The organism is Peristeroidobacter agariperforans, from assembly GCF_004138335.1.
GTDB lineage: Bacteria > Pseudomonadota > Gammaproteobacteria > Steroidobacterales > Steroidobacteraceae > Steroidobacter > Steroidobacter agariperforans.
The window spans coordinates 2,791,531-2,812,290 of record NZ_RYFW01000001.1 but is presented as its reverse complement, the minus strand read 5'-3'; the positions used below and the strand labels follow the sequence as shown (position 1 = coordinate 2,812,290).

General features: G+C 63.4%; 18 protein-coding genes. 3 read left to right on the top strand and 15 right to left on the bottom strand.

The annotated features are described in order from the left end of the window. Positions 1-85: 85 nt before the first annotated feature. The 12 genes from ribBA to EK373_RS12210 form a co-directional block, all read right to left on the bottom strand. Positions 86-1,192, bottom strand: coding sequence for a bifunctional 3,4-dihydroxy-2-butanone-4-phosphate synthase/GTP cyclohydrolase II (gene ribBA, locus EK373_RS12265; RefSeq protein WP_129642924.1), 1,107 nt, complete (start codon positions 1,190-1,192; stop codon positions 86-88). Positions 1,193-1,199: 7 nt separating this feature from the next. Continuing rightward, entirely contained in the window at positions 1,200-1,793 is a 594-nt protein-coding gene (locus EK373_RS12260) for a riboflavin synthase (protein ID WP_129642923.1), read from the bottom strand. Between the two features lie 96 nt (positions 1,794-1,889). After that, the gene (gene ribD / locus EK373_RS12255; RefSeq protein ID WP_232831078.1) at positions 1,890-3,005 is read right to left on the bottom strand and encodes a bifunctional diaminohydroxyphosphoribosylaminopyrimidine deaminase/5-amino-6-(5-phosphoribosylamino)uracil reductase RibD; all 1,116 of its coding nucleotides are present in this window, start codon (positions 3,003-3,005) and stop codon (positions 1,890-1,892) included. A 2-nt stretch (positions 3,006-3,007) separates the two neighbouring features. Then, positions 3,008-3,517 carry a transcriptional regulator NrdR gene (gene nrdR / locus EK373_RS12250; protein WP_129642922.1) on the bottom strand — a complete coding sequence of 170 codons (510 nt, stop codon included), beginning with the start codon at positions 3,515-3,517 and terminating at the stop codon, positions 3,008-3,010. 30 nt (positions 3,518-3,547) lie between these two features. Continuing rightward, positions 3,548-4,810, bottom strand: a complete 1,263-nt coding sequence (gene glyA / locus EK373_RS12245) for a serine hydroxymethyltransferase (protein WP_129642921.1) — start codon at positions 4,808-4,810, stop codon at positions 3,548-3,550. 56 nt (positions 4,811-4,866) lie between these two features. Next, complete coding sequence (locus tag EK373_RS12240; RefSeq protein WP_129642920.1) at positions 4,867-5,859, bottom strand: acetoin utilization protein AcuC; 993 nt, start codon at positions 5,857-5,859, stop codon at positions 4,867-4,869. Between the two features lie 109 nt (positions 5,860-5,968). Further along, positions 5,969-6,286: a monovalent cation/H(+) antiporter subunit G gene (gene mnhG, locus EK373_RS12235; protein WP_129642919.1), complete on the bottom strand. Its 318-nt coding sequence runs from the start codon at positions 6,284-6,286 to the stop codon at positions 5,969-5,971. Continuing rightward, on the bottom strand, positions 6,283-6,564 hold the full coding sequence (locus EK373_RS12230) for a K+/H+ antiporter subunit F (protein ID WP_129642918.1): 282 nt from the start codon (positions 6,562-6,564) through the stop codon (positions 6,283-6,285). The genes mnhG and EK373_RS12230 overlap by 4 nt, the downstream gene beginning before the upstream one ends. Next, the gene (locus EK373_RS12225; protein WP_129642917.1) at positions 6,561-7,046 is read right to left on the bottom strand and encodes a Na+/H+ antiporter subunit E; all 486 of its coding nucleotides are present in this window, start codon (positions 7,044-7,046) and stop codon (positions 6,561-6,563) included. The genes EK373_RS12230 and EK373_RS12225 overlap by 4 nt, the downstream gene beginning before the upstream one ends. Beyond that, positions 7,043-8,671 carry a monovalent cation/H+ antiporter subunit D gene (locus EK373_RS12220; protein WP_129642916.1) on the bottom strand — a complete coding sequence of 543 codons (1,629 nt, stop codon included), beginning with the start codon at positions 8,669-8,671 and terminating at the stop codon, positions 7,043-7,045. Before EK373_RS12220 ends, EK373_RS12225 begins: the two co-directional genes overlap by 4 nt. Further along, on the bottom strand, positions 8,668-9,012 hold the full coding sequence (locus tag EK373_RS12215; RefSeq protein WP_129642915.1) for a Na+/H+ antiporter subunit C: 345 nt from the start codon (positions 9,010-9,012) through the stop codon (positions 8,668-8,670). Before EK373_RS12215 ends, EK373_RS12220 begins: the two co-directional genes overlap by 4 nt. Further along, a complete protein-coding gene (locus EK373_RS12210) occupies positions 9,012-11,912 on the bottom strand; it encodes a monovalent cation/H+ antiporter subunit A (RefSeq protein WP_129642914.1) in 2,901 nt (966 codons plus the stop codon). Before EK373_RS12210 ends, EK373_RS12215 begins: the two co-directional genes overlap by 1 nt. A 98-nt stretch (positions 11,913-12,010) precedes the next feature. Here EK373_RS12210 and ettA point away from each other — a divergent pair, with 98 nt between their 5' ends. Further along, on the top strand, positions 12,011-13,687 hold the full coding sequence (gene ettA, locus EK373_RS12205; protein WP_129642913.1) for an energy-dependent translational throttle protein EttA: 1,677 nt from the start codon (positions 12,011-12,013) through the stop codon (positions 13,685-13,687). Positions 13,688-13,725: 38 nt separating this feature from the next. Continuing rightward, positions 13,726-14,379 (top strand): cation/multidrug efflux pump, encoded by a 654-nt coding sequence (locus tag EK373_RS12200; protein ID WP_129642912.1) that lies wholly within the window; start codon positions 13,726-13,728, stop codon positions 14,377-14,379. 7 nt (positions 14,380-14,386) lie between these two features. On the opposite strand, the gene EK373_RS12195 is transcribed toward EK373_RS12200, so the two are convergent. From EK373_RS12195 to EK373_RS12185, 3 genes are all read right to left on the bottom strand, one after another. Continuing rightward, entirely contained in the window at positions 14,387-14,815 is a 429-nt protein-coding gene (locus tag EK373_RS12195; RefSeq protein WP_407676194.1) for a YidB family protein, read from the bottom strand. A gap of 60 nt (positions 14,816-14,875) precedes the next feature. Next, on the bottom strand, positions 14,876-18,784 hold the full coding sequence (gene purL / locus EK373_RS12190) for a phosphoribosylformylglycinamidine synthase (RefSeq protein WP_129642910.1): 3,909 nt from the start codon (positions 18,782-18,784) through the stop codon (positions 14,876-14,878). Positions 18,785-18,871: 87 nt separating this feature from the next. Beyond that, entirely contained in the window at positions 18,872-19,201 is a 330-nt protein-coding gene (locus EK373_RS12185; protein WP_129642909.1) for a DUF1820 family protein, read from the bottom strand. Positions 19,202-19,316: 115 nt separating this feature from the next. On the opposite strand from EK373_RS12185, the gene tagH reads away from it, so the two are divergent. Next, positions 19,317-20,753, top strand: coding sequence for a type VI secretion system-associated FHA domain protein TagH (gene tagH / locus EK373_RS12180; RefSeq protein WP_129642908.1), 1,437 nt, complete (start codon positions 19,317-19,319; stop codon positions 20,751-20,753). Positions 20,754-20,760: the final 7 nt, after the last annotated feature.

Below are 20,760 nucleotides of genomic sequence, written 5' to 3'. Positions count from 1 at the left end.
GGGGGGCGAAGTATACGGAAATAGGCCATCCGGGCCTAGGATGCGCTAGGCCCCTCTTTCGCGGATGGCGGTCGGGCGTCGCCTGCTAGTCGTGGACGTACTCGACCACTTCCAGGTCGAAACCCGACAAGCCCTGCATCTGCTTCGGCGCCGACAGCACCCGCATCCGGCTCACGCCCAGATCGCGCAGGATCTGGGCGCCAATGCCGTAGGTTCGCAGCACTTCGGGGCCGACACGACGCGGCGCGCTGGCCGGGTCGGCGTGGTTGATAGCCTGCACGGCGTCCATCAGGTCGCGAGCCGTTTCGTCGGGCCGCAAGATGACGATCACGCCGTTGCCTTCCTTCGCGACGCGGGCCATGGCCGAGCGCAGCGGCCAGCCGAGCGCCGGATCGTGGATGCCCACCACATCGCCCAGCGTGTTCTTCAAGTGCACGCGCACCAGCGGCGGCTTGCCGTTGGACAACTCCCCCGCCACCAGCGCCAGGTGCACGGTGCGATTCACGTGATCTTCGTAGCAGAACATGCGGAACGGACCGAACTCGGTCTGCACCTGCTGCTCGGCGATGCGCTCCACCGAACGTTCCTTCTCCAGCCGGTAGCGGATCAAGTCGGCGATGGTGCCGATCTTGAGATTGTGTTGCTGGGCGAACTTCTCCAGATCCGGACGACGCGCCATGGTGCCGTCGTCATTCAAGATCTCGACAATGGCGGCCGCCGGCTCCAGACCCGCCAGGCGCGTGAGATCGCAGCCCGCTTCGGTGTGACCGGCGCGCGTGAGCACGCCGCCGAGCTGCGCCATGATGGGAAAGATATGACCCGGCTGACGCAGATCTTCCGGCTTCGCGTCCTTGCGCACGGCCGCGCGAATCGTCGCAGCCCGATCGTGCGCCGAAATGCCGGTAGTCACGCCTTCAGCCGCTTCGATGGACAACGTGAAATTGGTGCGATGATCGATGTGCGTCTCGCTCACCATCAGCGGCAGGCGCAGTTGTTTGCAGCGCTCGCGAGTCAGCGTGAGACAGATCAGGCCGCGCGCGTAACGCACCATGAAATTCACATCTTCGGGACGGACGAACTCGCCCGCCATCACGAGGTCGCCCTCGTTCTCGCGGTCCTCATCGTCCATGATGATGACCATCTTGCCGGCACGGATGTCGGCCAGGATCTCATCGATAGTGTTCAGCTTCATGCGACTCTCAAGCAGGAGCGTTCAATCGTTCAAGGTAGCGCGCGATGATATCCACTTCGAGATTCACGCGCGTGCCGGCGCGGTACTCGTTCAACGTGGTGACTTCGAGCGTATGCGGAATCAGGTTGACGGAGAATTTCGCGCCGTCGACGTCGTTCACCGTGAGGCTGACGCCGTCGACGCAAACGGAACCTTTGCGAGCGATGTAACGAGCGAGCTGCTTCGGCACTTCGAATTGCACGCGGATCGAGCGCGCATCGTTGAGGCGTTCGGTGACGCTGGCGATGCCGTCGACATGACCCGTCACATAGTGGCCGCCGAGCGGCTGCCCGGCGCACAGCGCCTTTTCCAGATTGAGTTTCTGGCCGGGGCGCCATTGACCGAGCGTCGTTACGTTCAATGTTTCCAAAGAAGCGTCGGCCGCAAACGCATGGCCTTCGATGCGCGTCACGGTCAAACAGCAGCCGCTGCAACTGATGCTATCGCCGATGGCAACGGACTTCAGATCCAGCCCGGCCGCGCCGATGAGCAATTCAACATCGCCACCCCGCGACGTGACCGCTCGCACTTCGCCAACAGATTGCACTATTCCGGTAAACATCTCGGGAAACCGCTTGTAAACAGCCACTCGCGCACTTTGCAGCAGACTGGACTACTCCGCGCAACATTTCGAGCAGTGGCTGATAAAAAATGACTATCAGGCTGGCGAGCGCCGCCGCAGCGTCAGTCGCACGTCGTCTCCAATCCGCTCGACGGAATGCATTGTATATCGTTGCGCCTGGTCCAGCGCCTGGAGTGCCGCCAGATTCGCCATCGGTCGCGCGTCGGGGCCGAGCAGTACGGGCGCGATGTAGGCGATTATCTCGTCGGCCAGGCCGAGTTGCAGAATTCGCCCGACCAGCGTCGGCCCGGCCTCGACCAGCACGTCGTTACACATCCGGCGCCCCAGCTCGGCCAGTACGAAATCGAGGTCGATGCGGCCCTCGGCGTCCGACTCCGCCACAACCAATTCAGCGCCCGCGTCGCGCAAGTGATCGGCAGCGTTTGCCTGACTGCCGCCGGCCGCGGTAAACACCAGTGTCTCGCCCGCCAACTTCAACATCGCCGCGCCACGCGGCATGCGCAATTTGCTGTCGAGGACGACTCGCAACGGCTGGCGACCGAGCATCTCGATCGACGGGTCTCTCACATTCAACTGCGGATCATCGGCCAGCACCGTCTCGATGCCGGTCAGCACCGCGCTCATTCGCGAACGCAACCGCTGCACATCGGCGCGTGCCGCCGCGCCAGTGATCCATTTGCTCTGGCCGTTTGCGAGCGCGATGCGACCATCCAGACTGATCGCGGATTTCACGATCACCCGCGGCCGGCCCGTGATCATGCGTGTCTCGAAACCCAGGTTCAGCTCGCGAGCTGCCTCCGCAAGCAAGCCAACCTGCACATCGATGCCGGCCGCCTGCAGCTGACGTACGCCGTCGCCACTGACTTTCGGATTTGCATCGAGCACACCGATGACGACACGACGCACTCCGGCGCGAATCAGCGCATCCGTACACGGCGGAGTGCGCCCCTGATACGAATGCGGCTCGAGCGTGACATACACCGTCGCGCCCTTCGTCTCGGCGCCCGCCGCCTGTAACGCCAATGGCTCGGCGTGAGGCTCGCCCCACTTGCGATGCCAGCCCTCGCCGACGATGCGCTCGCCTTGGGCGAGGATACAACCGACGCAGGGATTGGGCTGAGTCGTGTGACGACCGAGCGCCGCGAGCTCGATCGCCCGCTGCATCATTCGTTCGTCGAAAGCGGAAAACACGGCTATTTCTTCTTGGCGTCGCCGCCCGCCCACAGCGGCAGCTGCCCTTCGGTGTCGCGAACGCGGGCACGCATGCGCTCGATCTCTTCGCGAAACGCGTCCACGTCCTGAAAGCTGCGATACACGGAAGCAAACCGCACGTACGCGACTTCATCCAGCGAGTGCAGCTCTTCCATGGCCATCTCGCCAATCTGTCGAGCGGCCACTTCACGCTCGCCGAGCGCACGCAGTTTGTGACAGATGTGCACCACGGCAGCATCCAGCGCCTCGCTCGACACCGGCCGTTTTTCCAGGGCCTTGAGCAGGCTGTTGCGCAGCTTCTGCTCATCGAACGGCGCGCGACTGCCGTCGCTCTTGATGATGCGAGGCATGACCAGCTCGGCGGTCTCGAAGGTCGTGAAGCGCTCGCCGCACTTCAAACATTCGCGGCGACGGCGAATCTGCTGTCCTTCGCCCGCCAGCCGCGAATCGATGACCTTTGTTTCTTCGTGATTACAAAACGGACAGTGCATATGCCGAAGAAACCGCCGAGCTGTTCTTTGTTACTTCGCCTGCGAGTACACCGGGAACTTGCGGCAGATCTCTTCGACCTTGGCCCGGGTCCGGTTGACGGCGGCCTCGCTGCCATTCTCGTCGAGGATGTCGGCGATCCAGTTCGCCACTTCGGTCACTTCCGCTTCCTTGAAGCCGCGCGTGGTCGAGGCCGGCGTGCCGATGCGCAGACCGCTGGTCACGAACGGCGAGCGCGGATCGTTCGGCACGGCGTTCTTGTTCACGGTGATATGAGCACGGCCCAACGCCGCGTCCGCATCCTTACCCGTGATGTCACGGCCGATCAGATCCAGCAGGAACAAATGATTGTCCGTGCCGCCGGACACCACCTTGTAGTTGCGCTTGATGAAAGCAGCAGCCATGGCGCGCGCGTTGGCGACGACCTGCTTCTGGTAAGTGGCGAACTCGGGCTGCAACGCTTCCAGCAGCGCCACTGCCTTCGCGGCGATCACGTGCATCAGCGGGCCGCCCTGCGTGCCCGGGAACACCAGCGAGTTGAGCTTCTTCTGAATCTCTTCGTTTTCGCGAGCGAGGATCAAACCACCGCGCGGACCGCGCAAAGTCTTGTGCGTGGTCGTGGTCGTCACGTCAGCGATGCCCACCGGGCTCGGATACACGCCAGCCGCGACCAAGCCTGCGATGTGCGCCATGTCGACGAGGAAATAAGCGCCGACGCCGTCAGCGATCTTGCGGAAACGCTCCCAATCGATGACGCGCGAGTAGGCGGAAAAGCCGGCGATGACCAGGCGCGGACGATGTTCCTGCGCCAGACGCTCGACCTGGTCGTAGTCGATTTCACCGGTCGCGGGATTCAGACCGTACTGCACGGCCTTGAACAGCTTGCCGGAGAAATTGACCTTGGCGCCGTGCGTGAGGTGGCCGCCGTGATCCAGGCTCATGCCGAGGATGGTGTCGCCCGGGTTGATCAGCGCCAGATAGGCCGCGGCATTGGCCTGCGAGCCGGAATGCGGCTGCACGTTGGCATAAGCGGCGCCGAACAGTTTCTTGGCGCGATCGATGGCCAGTTGCTCGGCCACATCCACGTGCTCGCAGCCGCCGTAATAGCGCTTGCCCGGGTACCCTTCGGCGTACTTGTTCGTGAGCACCGAGCCTTGCGCCTCGAGGACGCGGGGGCTGGCGTAATTCTCGGACGCGATCAGCTCGATGTGGGCTTCCTGGCGGGCGCGCTCGGCGTTGAGCGCGGCCTGCAACTCCGGGTCGAAACCGGCGATGTTGGCGTTGGCGGGGAACATGGATACCTCGGCAGTGGGGGCGCCGATTGTACGGGAAAGCGGCTGGCGGTTGGCGCCTACGACGCTTCCCGATGGGCCGCTTCGAACTGTTCTTCGCTGTCCAGGAAGGACTCGACGACGCGGGTCCAGGCCCGGGCCAGATTGCGGCGGTTATAGCCCCCGCCGCCCATGGCGACGACCCGGCCGTGGCCGAGCTCGTCGGCGATGGCGCACAACCGGGCCGCGGCATGCGCATGAGCCGCCTCGCTGAAGCGCAGATGGGTGATCGGATCCCCGGCCAGGCTGTCGGCGCCGCATTGGAGCAGGATGAATTCAGGCCGGCCGGCCAGCAGATACTCTTCGACGCGCGCCCAGGCCTGGTGATATTCGTCGTCGTCCGCGCCCGGCGGCAACGGCAGGTTGAGCTTGGTGCCGCGAGCCTGCCCCGCCCCGGTTTCGTTCGCATGGCCCGTGCCGGGATAGAGATACCGGCCGTCTTCGTGCAGGTCCGCGAACAGCAGCTCCGGATCGTCCTCGAACGCATAGAACACGCCGTCGCCGTGGTGGGCGTCGATATCCACATAGGCGATGCGTTTGAGCTGGTGGCGCTGTCGCAGGTAGTGAACAGCCACACCGCAGTCGTTGAAAACGCAGAAGCCCGCGGCCCGCTCGGGCGCCGCGTGGTGCAAACCTGCGATGGGAATGAAGGCACGCCGGGCCTTGCCGGCCATGACGGCCTCGACTGCGGTCAGGGTGCCGCCGACGACACTGCTGGCAGCTTCGTAAACGCCTCGGAATGCCGGGGTATCGCCCGCGTCGAGGTAACCATGACCGGTCACCGAGCGTTCACGCACCAGATCGACATAGGCCGGCGCGTGAAACCATTCGAGCTCTTCGCGGGTGGCAGGCCGGGCGCTGGCCCGCAGGACCCGACCGTCCATGCCGCAGTTGTGCAGCTCTCGCATGAACGCTTCGTGCCGATCGGTCCCGAACGGGTGGCCGTCGCCGAAACCATAGCGGGCGATTTCGTCGCCGGAGACGAGCAGGACGCTACGGCTGGCCTCAGTCACGGCGAATTCCCCGAGCAAACATCGAATCCACGCTAAGGCCAATGATGCCGCACTCTACCCGGAACGTCGCAGCCATAGCCATAGCGTAGCCATAGCGGCGCGGGGCAAATTATTGCTTCGGCGGCTTGGTTCTTCGGATTGCGGCCTGCATCAGCACGATGGCGGTGATGGGCGCGGTGAATACCACGAACAGGGTAATCAACAGTTCATGAATGACCGGCCGGTGCGCCACGGCAGAAGCGATCAGCATCGATGCCACCAGCACGCAGCCCACGCCGAGCGTGTTGCCCATGGAAACACTGTGGATGCGCATGAAAAAGTTTGGCATCCGCAGCAGCCCGATTGAGCCCACCAGCGTCAGCAGCCCGCCGACGATGAGCAGCACCGTGGCCGGCAGAGCGATCCAGGCAGGGATTTCCGGCATCATGGCTCGATCACCTCGCCCCGATATAGAAACATTGCCAGCGACGCCGAGCCGACGAAGCCGAACAGCGCAATCAGCATGGCGACCTCGAAGTGCACGAACGACGCCCAGCGCACGCCGAACAGCAACAGCGTCAACATGCCGTTGATATAGAGCGTGTCGAGCGCGAGCACCCGATCCTGCGCCGTCGGTCCTCGCATCACCGCGATGGCGGCATTCACCATCGCCAGTGCGAAACACAACTGCGCGAACCACACCGCCGCATGCAGTACGGTGTTCATTCGAAAATCTCCAGTAGCGGCCGCTCGTAGCGTTGCTTGATCGTGCGGATCCATGCTTCCGGATCCTGCAGATCCAGAATGTGCAATCTCAACATCGATGAATCGTCCGCCAATCCCGACCAGACCGTGCCTGGCGTGGCCGTGACGATCATGGCGAGCACCGCAAGGCCGTGCGGATCGCGCATATCCAGAGGAATGTCGAGAAAGCCGCTTCTCACTTCGCGACCGTGAGTGAGGCCGAGCACGATCCGGCCGACCGCGATGTTGGATTTGACGATGTCCACCAGCACCTTGAACAGCAAGCCGAACCCGACGTGCACGCGCCGAAAGCGCGGCGTGACAGGTCGCAGGTTCTGAAAGCTGAGCACCATGCCGAAGCCCAACACCAGGCCCAGCGCAACGTTGCCCCAGCTCAGCGATTCGGTGAGCACCAGCCACAACACCGCCAGCCCGAGCGGCAACAGCACAGGAATGCGCTTCACGGCGACACCTCCCTGGTGGGCAGAACCGCGTGAATATAAGCGTTCGGCTCGTGCAGCCACTCCGCCGCGGAGTCGAGATAGTTCATCACCGGGCCGGCAGCGATGGTCATCGTCACGCACAGCAGGATCAGAAATGCGACCGGCATGGCCTCGATGAAGCGCAGTCGCGGCGTCGTACGTCCCGTCGACCAAAAGCTGCGCATGCCACGCTTGGTCAACGCGATCAGCCCCGCGAACCCCGCCGCCAGCAAAGAAACAATCAACAACCACGCATCCAGGGAAGATTGATCCATGGCCGCGCCGAGCAGCGCCGAGATTATCGAAAACTTGGCCATGAAGCCCACCAACGGCGGCATACCGGTCGTGAGAAGCGTACAGCTCACGAACGCCATGCCCAGGAACGCCAGCGCCGCCGGAATCGCGACGCCGACCTCGTCGAGCTCGTTGTCACCGACCTCATGAGGCTCACCCGCCATGAAGGCCGTGTAAGTCGTCGGTTGCGGGGCCCTTGTCTCTTCAGTGACTGAGTTGACCCGCAGCCGTTCGGTCATACCGGCGATGAGAAAGAACGCTGTCCCCGCAGGCACCGACGCAATCAGATACAACAGCACCGGCGCGGTCGCCGAGGTAACACCGAGCGCGATGACTGCCAGCAATGTTCCGGAAGAAGCAATCACGGAGAACGCAACCAGCCGAGTCAGCTGTCGCGCCGCGAGCATACCGACGATGCCGAACCACATCGTCGCCACCGTTCCGTAAAACAGCCACGGACCGGCAAATGGCGCCGGCGCCTCGGGGATCGCCAGCAGCGAGCCCATGCGCAACAGCGCGTAGACGCCGACCTTGGTCATGATCGCGAACATCGCCGCGACCGGCGGACTGGCGGCGGTATAAGTCTTCGGCAACCAGAAGTTGAGCGGCCAGATGCCAGCCTTGATCAGAAACGCGATACCGAGGATGCCGACGCCGGCCTCGAACAAACTGCGACGCTCCGGCGCCATCGCGGCCCATTGCACGCCCAGATCGGCCATGTTCAACGTGCCAGCGACACCGTAGATCAGCGCCACGCCGATCAGGAATATCAGCGAGCCCGCCAGGTTCACCGCGACATAGTGCAGGCCGGCCTTCACACGCACCGCGTTCGAGCCGTGCAACAACAGGCCGTAAGACGCCGACAGCAGGATCTCGAAGAACACGAACAGGTTGAACAGATCGCCGGTGAGAAACGCGCCGTTCAGTCCCATCAACAGGAACTGCAGCATCGAGTGGTAGTGCACTCCGACACGATCCCAATGCGCCAGCGAATAAACGTGTACGGGCAGCGCGATTGCGGCGTTCAGCGCCAGCATCAACGCCGATAGGCGATCGACGACCAGCACGATGCCGTACGGCGCGACCCACCCGCCGAGTACATAGACCTCAACGCCGTGCTCGAGCAACCCGGGCTGCGGATCGATCAGCCGGTGCAGCAGGTACGCAGCGATCGCCACTTGGGCAAGCGTAGACAGCAGTGCGATCGACGAGCGCAACACCGTGCGCTGCTGCGGCAGGAACAACAGCAACGCGCCACTGATGAGCGGCAGCACGATGGGCAACACTGGCAAATGGCGAAGCAGAGTGCTCACTCGTCCTTCTCCACGCCGTCGACATGATCCGTGCCGGTGAAGCCGCGCGAGGCGATCAACATCACCAGGAACAACGCCGTGGTCGCAAACCCGATCACGATGGCCGTCAACACCAGCGCCTGCGGGATGGGATCGTCATAGAGCGACGCATCGGCCACCACGTTGGGATCGATCAGCGGCGGCCGATCCAGCGTCAGCCGGCCCATCGCGAAAATAAACAGGTTGGTCGCATAGGACAGCAGCGCGAGGCCGAGAATCACCTGGAAGGTACGCGGCCGCAGTAGCAGCCACACGCCGCACGCACAGAAAATCCCAACCGCGAGGGAATAAATCAGCTCCATCAGCGAACCATCCTCACGCTGGTCAACTCCTCGGCTTCCGCCACCCGTCGATGACTGCGCAACGACTGGTGCGCCAGCGCGATCAACATCAGCGTCGTGGTGCCCACGACGAGCAAATAAACGCCCAGATCGAACACCAGCACGCTCGACAGGTGCAACTTGCCCAGCAACGGTAGCTTGGGCTCCCAAACGATCGCGGACATGTAGGGCAGCGAGGCGAACCAGGCCAGACAACCTGCGCCGGCCGCACACAGCAGGCCTCCACCGATCCAGTATTGAGGATGAATGCGCAGGCGCGACTCCACCCACAACGTTCCGTTCACCAGGTACTGCGCGATGAATCCCGTCGCCATCACCAAGCCGCCGACGAAACCGCCGCCCGGCGCGTTGTGACCTCGTAACAGAAAGAACACCGAGACCACGCCAGCCATCGGCAACAACAGTCGCCCGATGATGGCCGGTACGAGCATCACCCCCTTGGGCACGGCATCGCGCGGGTCAGGCAGCTCACGGCCAGGATCCCGCTTCTGCCCTGACGAAGCCATGACTTCTGGCGCGGGACGGAATCGACGCAGCAGCTTGTAGATCGTGAGCGCGACGATGCCGACCACGGTGATCTCGCCGAACGTATCGAAGCCACGGAAGTCCACCAGAATGACGTTGACGATGTTGTGCCCGCCTCCGCCCGGCAGCGCGTTCTTCACGATGAAATCCCGGATGCCCGGCCCGGCCGGTTGAGTCAGCACCACGTAAGCGAGCACAGCCATACCGACGCCGGCGACGATCGCAAGCGTGGCATCGCGAACGCGACGAGCACGCGCACGCGCCGTATCGCGGTTCTTCAGATCCATCGCCAACCGCTTCGGCATCCAGCGCAATCCGAGCAGCAGCAATACTGTCGTCACGACTTCCACGCTCACTTGAGTCAGCGCCAGATCAGGCGCGGAGAACCACGCGAACGTGAGCGATGTGACCAAACCCGCGCAGCCGACCATGATCAGCGCGGCGAGGCGATGGAACTTAGCCTGCAATGCCGCGCCGATCGCGCAAGCACCACCCACTACCCACAACAACGCAAACGCTGGATCGATTTGCGCCAGGTCGGTGGTGAGATCGAGGTTCAACCGCCCCAGCGTCGCGACTGCAGCGGCTGTGATGACGGCAACGACGATCAACGCCAGCTGCGTCTGCAATCGAGTGGACGAGATGCCGTTCACCAACCGGGTCGCGCCGCGGATCAGTCGCACCTGCAAGACCGAGAATGCACGCTTGCCGTCGAAGCGACGGAACAGCGGTTTCAACACGCCTTCGGGATGACCGAGATGGGTCATCCACGCATGAATCGCCAGGCCGCCGATGAATGCCGCCGCGCTCATCAGCAACGGCATGTTCAACCCGTGCCACACCTTGAGGCTGTACACCGGCATGCGGCCGTCACTTAGAATGGCTCGGGTCGCAAGATCCAGCACCGGACCGATCGTCCGGCCCGGCAACACGCCCACCAGCAAACAGAGCAACACCAGGGTGGCGCTCGGCAGCAGCATCCATCGCGTCGGCTCATGCGGCGTGCGCGGCAGCTCACCGGGGGCGGTGCCAAGGAAGACCTGACGAATCAGACGCGCCGAGTAGGCGACGCTGAACATGCCGGCCAGGATTGCAGTCGCGGGCAACAAGATACGCAACCACAGCGCTTCGCCCGCGAACATGGTTTCAGCGAAGAACATTTCCTTCGACAAGAATCCGTTCAGCAGCGGCACACCGGCCATGGCTGCCGCGGCGACCATCGCCAGCGTCGCGGTAATCGGCATCGCGTGATACAGGCCGCCGAGGCGTTTCAAATCGCGCGTGCCGGTCTCGTGATCCACGATGCCTGCCGCCATGAACAACGACGCCTTGAAAGTCGCGTGGTTGAGCATGTGGAACACCGCCGCCACCAGCGCGAGCGTGCTGTTCATGCCGAGCAGCAGCGTGATGAGCCCCAGGTGACTGATGGTGGAATACGCCAGCACGCCCTTCATGTCGCGCTGAAAAGTAGCGGCATAGGCACCGACCAGCAGCGAAGCGAGGCCGGCGCTGCAGACGATCGCAAACCAAAGATCCGTGCCCGACAGCACCGGCCACAGTCGGGCCAGCAGGAACACGCCGGCTTTGACCATGGTCGCCGAGTGCAGGTACGACGACACCGGCGTCGGCGCAGCCATCGCGCGAGGCAACCAGAAGTGGAACGGAAACTGCGCGCTCTTGGTGAAGGCGCCGAGCAGCACCATGGTCAACAACCATGGATAGAGCGAGTGCGCCCGGATCGTATCCGCCGCCGCAAGCACCCGATCCAGGTCATAACTGCCCGCGATGTGCCCCATCATCAGCACGCCGGCGAGCAAACACATGCCGCCCGCGGCAGTTACTGTCAGCGCCATACGCGCACCGGCCCTCGCGTCAGTGCGGTGATACCAATAAGCAATCAGCACGAACGAGGTGAAGCTGGTCAACTCCCAGAACATCACCAGCTGAATCAGGTTGCCCGACAGCACCACGCCGAGCATCGAGCCCATGAAGGCCAGCAGGAACGAGAAAAAGCGCGGCACCGGATCGGCCGGCGACATGTAGTAGCGCGCATAGACGACCACCAGCGCGCCGATCACGGTCACCAGCATGGCGAACATCCATGCGTAGCCGTCGAGGCGCAGCCCGAAGGTGAGGCCATATTGCGGCAGCCAGTCGACGGCGACCTGCACTACCCTGCCGGCGAGCATGTCCGGATAGTACGTCGCCAGGATGGCCGCGCAGGAAATCGCGACCGCCCCGGCAAGCCATGCTTCCACGTTACGGGCGGTGGCTCGCAGAAGTCCTGCGCCCAACGCGCCGACAAACGGTAAGAGAAGTACGAGGTATAGCGTCATCGGGCCCAATGCTGCACGACTCGGCCCGATGTCGGTAGTATCATTCTGCCCCCTTGCGCGTTTCCGCGCCCGTATCGACCGAGCCCTGCAGAGAGCTTATGGCCCAATTCATCTACACCATGAACCGCGTCTCCAAGGTGGTGCCGCCCAAGCGCATCATCCTGCGGGACATCTCCCTGTCATTTTTTCCGGGCGCCAAGATCGGCGTGCTCGGCTTGAACGGCTCGGGCAAATCCTCGCTCCTGCGCATCATGGCGGGCGAGGACAAAGAGATCGACGGCGAAGCCCGCCCGCAGCCGGGCATCAAGATCGGCTTCTTGAAGCAGGAGCCGGGGCTGGATCCGAACAAGGATGTGCGCGGCAACGTGCTCGAAGGCGTCGGCGACGTGCAGTCGCTGATCGACCGCTTCAACGCCGTCAGCGACAAGTTCGCCGATCCCGATCTCGATCCGGACGAAATGAACAAGCTGCTCGAGGAGCAGGCCAAGCTGCAGGATGCCATCGACGCCAAAGGCGGCTGGGAGCTGGAGCGCACGCTCGAAGTCGCTGCCGACGCCCTGCGCCTGCCGCCCTGGGACGCGGACGTGACCAAGATCTCCGGCGGCGAGCGCCGGCGCGTCGCGCTGTGCCGTTTGCTGCTGTCGAAGCCCGACATGCTGTTGCTCGACGAGCCTACCAACCATCTCGACGCCGAATCGGTCGCGTGGCTGGAACGCTTCCTCGAGCAATATCCCGGCACCGTCATCGCGGTGACCCACGATCGTTACTTCCTCGACAACGCCGCCGGCTGGATCCTCGAGCTCGATCGCGGTCACGGCATTCCCTGGCAGGGCAACTATTCCTCGTGGCTCGACCAGAAGGAAAAGCGCCTCGCCGTGGAAGAGAAGCAACAGGAAGGTCTGCGCAAGACCCTGGAACGCGAACTGGAGTGGGTGCGCTCGAATCCGAAGGCGCGCCAGGCCAAGAGCAAGGCCCGCATGCAGCGCTTCGAAGAGCTGTCTTCGCAGGAATTCCAGAAGCGCAACGAGACCAACGAAATCTACATCCCGCCCGGCCCGCGCCTGGGCGAGCTGGTGATCGAAGCGAAGAACGTGAAGAAGAGCTTCGGCGACCGCCTGCTGTTCGACAACCTGAGCTTCAACCTGCCGGCTGGCGGCATCGTCGGCGTCATCGGCCCGAACGGCGCCGGTAAAACCACCCTGTTCCGCATGATCACCGGCCAGGAAAAACCAGATAGCGGCGAGATCCGCATCGGTCCGTCGGTGCAGCTGGCTTACGTCGATCAATCGCGCCAGTCGCTGACCGACAGCAACACGGTGTGGCAGGAGATCTCGGGCGGCCTCGACATGATCAAGGTCGGCAACTACGAAACCGCGTCGCGCGGCTACGTCGGTCGCTTCAACTTCCGCGGCACGCAGCAACAGCAGTTGATCGGCGAGCTGTCGGGCGGCGAGCGCAATCGCGTGCATCTGGCGAAAGTGCTGAAGAGCGGCGGCAACGTCCTGATGCTCGACGAGCCCACCAACGACCTCGACGTGGAAACCTTGCGCGCGCTCGAAGAAGCGCTGCTGGGCTTCCCGGGCTGCGCCATCGTGATCTCGCACGATCGCTGGTTCCTGGACCGCATCGCCACGCACATCCTGGCCTTCGAAGGCAACTCCGAAGTGGTCTGGTTCGAAGGCAATTACGCGGAATACGTCGAAGACTTCAAACGTCGCAAGGGCGATGATGCGGACCGTCCGCATCGCATCCGCTACAAGAAGCTCGACGCGTAAGGAGTTACCAAGATGGCGCAGACAAGGACGGCTAACGCGTGATCTCGAACGCAGTCATTCTGGTCATCGCCATCTTCGGACTGTTGCTGCTGATACTCGCGTGTCAGCGGCTGTTCCGCGCCCGCTTCCTCGCCGCTGGCGGCAGCGCCTTCACTGGAGCGCTGCTGCTAGCCATCGCCGCTTTGTTGTTCGTCGTGTCCTCGAATCTGCACACCTACGCGCGTTTGACGTTCGAGCGTCCGGTTGCCGAGATCGTGTTCCAACAGCGCGCACCGCAGTCGTTCAACGCCACGCTCACGCAGGTGCCGAACGGCGAGATTCAAATGTTTGTTCTGGCCGGCGACGAGTGGCAGCTCGACGCGCGCGTGCTGAAGTGGAAAGGCTGGGCGAACTTGTTCGGCCTGGATGCGCAGTATCGTTTGGAGCGCGTCAGCGGCCGCTATCGCGACATCACACAGGAACGCACTGCCGAGCGCACGGTGTATCCGCTCGCTGAAAATCCCGGCTTGGATTTGTGGCAGATCACGCTCGACAGGCCCGATCGCCTGCCCTTCGTGGACGCCGTCTACGGCAATGCTGCTTATATGCCGATGTCCGACGGCGCCCGTTACGAGATTTCGATCACCCAGACGGGCTTGATCGCCCGTCCGGTGAATGCAGCGGCCCAGCAGGCCGCCGGCAGCTGGCAATAACCTTCCTTTAGTGCGTTAGCTTTCCGAGCACCGAGCTCAGATCGCTCTGTGAGGGCAGCTTGCCGTCGGGAGTGAGCTTGTCGATGACTTGCGGCAACATGCCCGCGAGCTGATTGGACGCGTCCGATTCGCTGAGCCCGGCGCGTGCGCCGAGGTCAGCGACGTTGCCCGATCCGAGCACCTGCTTCACTTGATCGCCGGTGATGGGCAGGTTCTGGCCGGTCCCGACCCAGGACTGCAATACGTTATCGAGTCCGGCGCCGTGAAAACCTTTGGTGATGTTGCTCATCGCGCCGGGTGTGCCGAGCATGCCGATCACTTGTTGCAACAGACCCGAGTTCACACCCGAGCCCTGAGCACCGGCCTGTCCCTGTCCGAGCATGCCGCCGACCGCACCGCTGATTTGATCCAGCAAACCCATAGCCGAACCCTCCAGGTTGGGAAGAGGGTCGGACTATATGCCCGCGATGCTAGCGGCCCATCCGCAGATGGTGCATCAACCGACCCACACGCGGGCGTTCCGGAAGATGCGCATCCACGGGCTGTCCTCGCTCCATCCATCCGGATGCCACGAGTTCTGGAACGTGCGATACACGCGCTCCGGATGCGGCATCAGCAACGTCACGCGCCCGTCCGGCGTCGTGATGCCGGTGAGACCGCGCGGCGAGCCGTTGGGATTTGCGGGATAACGTTCGGTCGCATTGCCGTGGTTGTCGACGAAGCGCAGCGACATGAGGTTTGCGCCGATCAGCGCATCGATATTGCCGCGACCTGCGAAGTCCGCATAACCCTCACCGTGCGCGACGGCGATCGGCATGCGAGAGCCTTCCATGCCGGCGAAGAACAGCGACGGCGATTTCACCACCTCGACCAGCGACAGGCGGCCCTCGAACTGTTCGGAGCGATTGCGCACGAACTTCGGCCAGTGTTCCGTGCCCGGAATCAGCTCGCGCAGCGCCGCCATCATCTGACAGCCGTTGCAAACACCGAGCGAGAATGTTTCCGACCGATGGAAGAACCTGGTGAACGAATCGCGCAGCTGCGAGTGGAACAGAATGGACTTCGCCCAGCCCTCGCCGGCGCCGAGCACGTCACCGTAAGAGAAGCCGCCGCAGATGACCATGCCGCGGAACTCGTTCAGATCGAAGCGGCCCGCGACCAGGTCGGTCATGTGAACGTCGAACGGTGAGAATCCGGCGCGATGGAACGCAGCCGCCATCTCGACGTGGCTGTTCACGCCCTGCTCGCGCAGGATCGCAACTTTTGGCCGCGCGCCCTTGGCGATGAACGGCGCGGCAACGTCCTGATTCAGGTCGAAGCTGAGCTTGACGTTCAAGCCAGGATTGTTCGGATCGGTGACCGTCTCGAACTGTTCCTGCGCGCCGCGCGGGTTATCGCGCAGCTGCGTCATACGGAAGCTGGTTTCAGACCACGCGCGATGCAGATCGGTTCGCGACTCATCCAACAGCGACTCGCCGCCGGACCGGATGCGCAGACGATCTTCTTGCGTCACCTTGCCGATGACGCGACTCATCGTCGCGAGCCCGTGACGATCGAGGGCGCCAAGCACGGACTTCACGTCGCTGGAACGAACCTGCAGCACCGCGCCCAACTCTTCGCTGAACAACGCGGCGTTCGGATCGCGGACTTCCACGCCCAGATCGACGTCCATGCCGCAGTGACCGGCAAAAGCCATCTCGGCGAGCGTTGCAAACAAACCGCCGTCAGAGCGGTCGTGATACGCGACGATCGAACCCGCAGCGCGCAGCTCGACGATCGCGGCGAAGAAATTCGCGAGCACCTTCGGATCGTCACAATCCGGCGCTTCGTGACCGAGCCTGCCGAACACCTGCGCGAGACACGAGCCACCGAGCCGATCGCGCCCTGCGCCCAGATCGATCAACACGAGCGCGCTGTCGATCTCCGGCCGCAGTTGCGGCGTGAGCGTGCGGCTGACATCGCGCACCGGCGCGAATGCCGAAACAATCAACGACAGCGGCGCGACCATGCGGCGAGCGCCCTTCTCGCCCTGCCAGGTCGTCTTCATCGACAGCGAGTCCTTGCCGACCGGAATCGTAATTCCCAACGCCGGGCAGAATTCTTCGCCGACGGCCTTCACCGTCGCATACAGATCCGCATCTTCACCGGGCTCGCCGCACGCGGCCATCCAGTTTGCAGACAAACGGACCTGATCGAGCGCGGCCACATCGGCCGCAGCAATGTTTGTAACGGCCTCGGCGACCGCCATCCGCCCCGACGCGGGAGCGTTCAGCAGCGCAAGCGGTGTGCGCTCGCCCATTGCCATCGCTTCACCCGTTGCCGATGTGTAATCGCTGATCGTCACGGCCACGTCGCTGACTGGCACCTGCCACGGACCGACCATCGGATCGCGACTGATCAAACCGCCGACGGTGCGGTCGCCAATCGTGATCAGGAATGTTTTGTCGGCAATCGGCGGGAAGCGCAGCAACCGATAAGCGGCGTCGCGCACATCGAGTTTGGAGCCGGTGAAGTCGTCACCGAGCGGCGGCAGTTGCTTCACATCGCGCGTCATCTTCGGCGGCTTGCCGAGCATGACGTTGAGCGGCAGATCCACCGGCGGATCCTTGAGCAACGGATCGCCGACCTTCAGCCAGCCGTCGTCGGTGATGTCGCCGACCACCGAGAACGGGCAGCGCTCGCGCTCGCACAGCTCGGCGAAACGTTTCACATCTTTGGCATCGATCAGCAGCACGTAGCGCTCTTGCGCTTCGTTACACCAGATCTCGACCGGCGACATGCCCGGCTCGACCGAGGGCACGGTGCGCAGATCGATGCGACCGCCGCGACCTTCGCTGTGTGCGATCGACTCGGGGATGGCATTGGATATACCACCCGCGCCGACGTCGTGAATCAGCAGGATGGGATTGTCCTTGCCCATCGCCCAGCACTGGTCGATGACTTCCTGCGCGCGACGCTGGATTTCCGGGTTGCCTCGCTGCACGGAGGCGAAGTCCAGATCTTCCGTACTCGCACCGCTGCCGACGGACGAAGCGGCGCCGCCGCCCAGACCGATGAGCATCGCCGGCCCGCCAAGCACGACGATCTTCGCGCCCGCAGGAATTTCCGACTTCTCGACGTGCATGCGACGCACGTTGCCGACGCCGCCCGCGATCATGATGGGCTTGTGATAGCCACGCAGCGTCGCTCGCGAGCCGGACTTGTCAGCCGCGGCTTCGAGCTCGAACGTGCGGAAGTAACCGAGAATGTTCGGCCGGCCGAACTCGTTGTTGAAGGCGGCCGCGCCGAGCGGGCCTTCGACCATGATGTCGAGCGCCGACGCGATGCGCCCCGGCTTGCCGAAATCGTTTTCCCACGGCTGTTCGAAACCGGGAATGCGCAAGTGAGAAACCGAGAATCCCGCGAGGCCCGCCTTGGGTTTGCCGCCGCGACCGGTCGCGCCTTCGTCACGAATCTCACCGCCCGAGCCGGTCGCCGCGCCCGGGAATGGCGAGATCGCGGTCGGATGGTTGTGAGTCTCCACCTTCATCAGGATGTCGATGGGCTCGTCGTTGAACGCGTACGCGTGCTGATTCACGTCGGCGAACCAGCGCCGGCCAACGGGTCCCTCGATCACCGCCGCGTTGTCACGATAGGCAGAGAGCACGCCTCGCGAGTTCTTCGCGTAGGTGTTCTTGATCATGGCGAACAGCGACTTGGGTTGACGCTCGCCATCGATGATCCAGTCGGCGTTGAAGATCTTGTGCCGGCAGTGCTCGGAATTCGCCTGCGCGAACATCATCAATTCAACGTCGGTGGGATCGCGATTCAGCTTCTTGAAATTGTCGGCGAGATAGTCGATCTCGTCGGCCGACAAGGCCAGGCCGAGCGATTCGTTCGCTTCGACCAGCGCGTCACGGCCACGAGCCAACAGCGGCACGGTGTTCAACCGGCGCGGCGACTGGTGATCGAACAACTGCGCCGCGTCGTCATAGGAGAACACCGCCGCTTCGGTCATCCGGTCATAGAGCGCCGGCGCCATGGCCTCGAGCTCGGCCTTCGACAGCGGCTGCGAGCCGCGCACGAAATAAGCGATGCCGCGCTCGATACGCTCGACGGCCTCCAGGCCGCAGACCTGCGCGATATCGGTGGCCTTGCTCGACCAGGGTGAAATCGTGCCCGGACGCGGGATGACGACGATCAGTTGATCGCTGGCACCCGGCGCCGAGCTCGGCTGGGTCGAGCCGTACGTCAGCAGCGCCTCCAGAACGCGCCGTTCTTCAGCGCTAAGTTCCCGTCGCACTTGAACAAAGTGCGTAAAGCGCGTGGTCAGCGATTCGACCGAGGGGACTCGCGAACGAAGGGCGGCAAGCAGGCGAGCGGAACGGAAATCGGACAGTGCAGGCGCGCCAGACAGTGTCAGCATGCGGTGCGGAGGGGGCAGCGGAACGGGCGCGAATCATACAGGAAAACGGGCCCACCCTGGTGCCCGAAACCGGGCAGACCGCTGCGCTTACTTCTTGTCGCCGGGCGTGTACACGGGCATCGGGAACGGGGTGACGTTCGAGCCCTCGAAATTGCTGATCTTGCTCACGCCCTGCTGCCGCACCTCGTCGATGCGCAGCACCGAGTGCATGGGCAAATAGGTGCGTTTTACGCCCTCGAATTCGGCCTTTACCTTTTCTTCCGTAGGGTCGACCACTACGGCCGAACGCTCGCCGAACACCAGCTCCTCGACCTCCACGAAGCCGAACAACGAGCCGTGGCTGACCTTGCGGGCGTAGATCTCGTAGACCTTGCCCTGGTTGACAAACACGACCTTGAAAATGTGACTGGCTGCCATCTTGCTCTTGGGCCTCGTTGGTAGGCTGCGGGTCCAGGCTATGTAACATTCCTGATCACATTCCTGACGCCACCGCGATCGCTACCGCGTAAGCAATCTCCTGAATTCTCGGTCCATGGCACTGAAACTCCGCATCATCAGCGATCACTACAAGGCGCTCGGCAAGCGCAGCTCGCGCCTGTTCGGCGTCACCGGCGGGCGGATCGGCCGCGCCGCGGACAACGACTGGATCCTGCCGGACCCCGATCGCTACATCTCCAGCCACCACTGCAAGGTGGAGTTTCGTGCCGGTCAATGGATGCTGGAGGATACCAGCACCAACGGAGTCTTCATCAACGGCTCCGATGTGCCCGCCTCGGTCGCGGGCGCCTATGCTCTCAAAGACGGCGATCGGCTGCGGCTCGGCGACTATGAAATCATTGTCAGCGTGGACGAGCGCCAGGACTTCCCCTCGGATGCCAGCGGCCAGATGCCCGCGCCCGCCCGCTCCTCTTCTGGTTCGCGCCGCAGATCGCCCGCGCCGGAGATGGACCTTGGCGAAGAGCTGGACATCACCGACCTGTTGACCGACGCGGCCATCAAGCCGGCCCCTGTGCCAAGCCCTGCCGCCGCCACGGTCAGTGCCGGCAACTCGAGCCCCAGCATGTTCGATCTCAACAAGGCGTTGGGCATCGACCTGCAGTCGACCCGGCCGGGTGTTCCGAACAACAACACCGTGCCCGGCAAGCCCGCGCGCAGTGGCTTTGCTTCGCTGTTGGATGCGCCCGAGGAAATCGAGCAGCGCACCGTCGTGCCCAATGGTAAGCCCGACGACTGGCAGATGCAGACCAAGCCGTACGATCGAAAGTCGTTGCAGGCGTTGACCAATCCCGCGTCGCTAGCTCGTCCGGCCGAGAAGCCCGCTGCTGCGCCGACGCCGGAGCCCCGCACCGGCCGCCGCGCAACCGATGCAGTGCTCGAGCCGGCCAATGGCGTCGAAGCGTTCTGCCGGGGCGCCGGCATCGATCCGGCGTCGATTCCGCTGGAAACCCAGCACGCGCTGCTGCAACTCGCCGGTCAAATGACTCGCGAGGTCGTGCTCGGTTTGATGGATGTGCTCAAGGGTCGCGCCGATCAGAAGAATCGTCTGCGCCTCAGCCAGACGACGATTCAGCCGGCGGACAACAATCCGCTGAAATTCTCGCCGAGCGTCGATGAAGCTTTGGTGAAGCTGTTCGACGGCCATAACAACACGCGTTATCTCGGGCCGGTAGACGCGATCCGCGATTCGTTCGCGGATCTGCGCGCCCACCAGCAATCGTTGTCTGCGGCCATCCAGGCGGCAATCGACGAAGTGATGAATCGCATCGAGCCGGGCGAGCTGCAGGAAAAGTTCGATCGCGGCTTGAAGCGCGGCGCGCTGCTCGGCGCGGCCAACAAGATGAAGTACTGGGACCTCTACACCGAGTTCTATCAGGTACTCAATCAGCGCAACGAGCAGAACCTGCCGACGCTGTTCGCCGAAGAGCTGGCACGCACCTACGCCGAGAAGGCGCAGCAGAAGAAGCGCTGATTCGCAG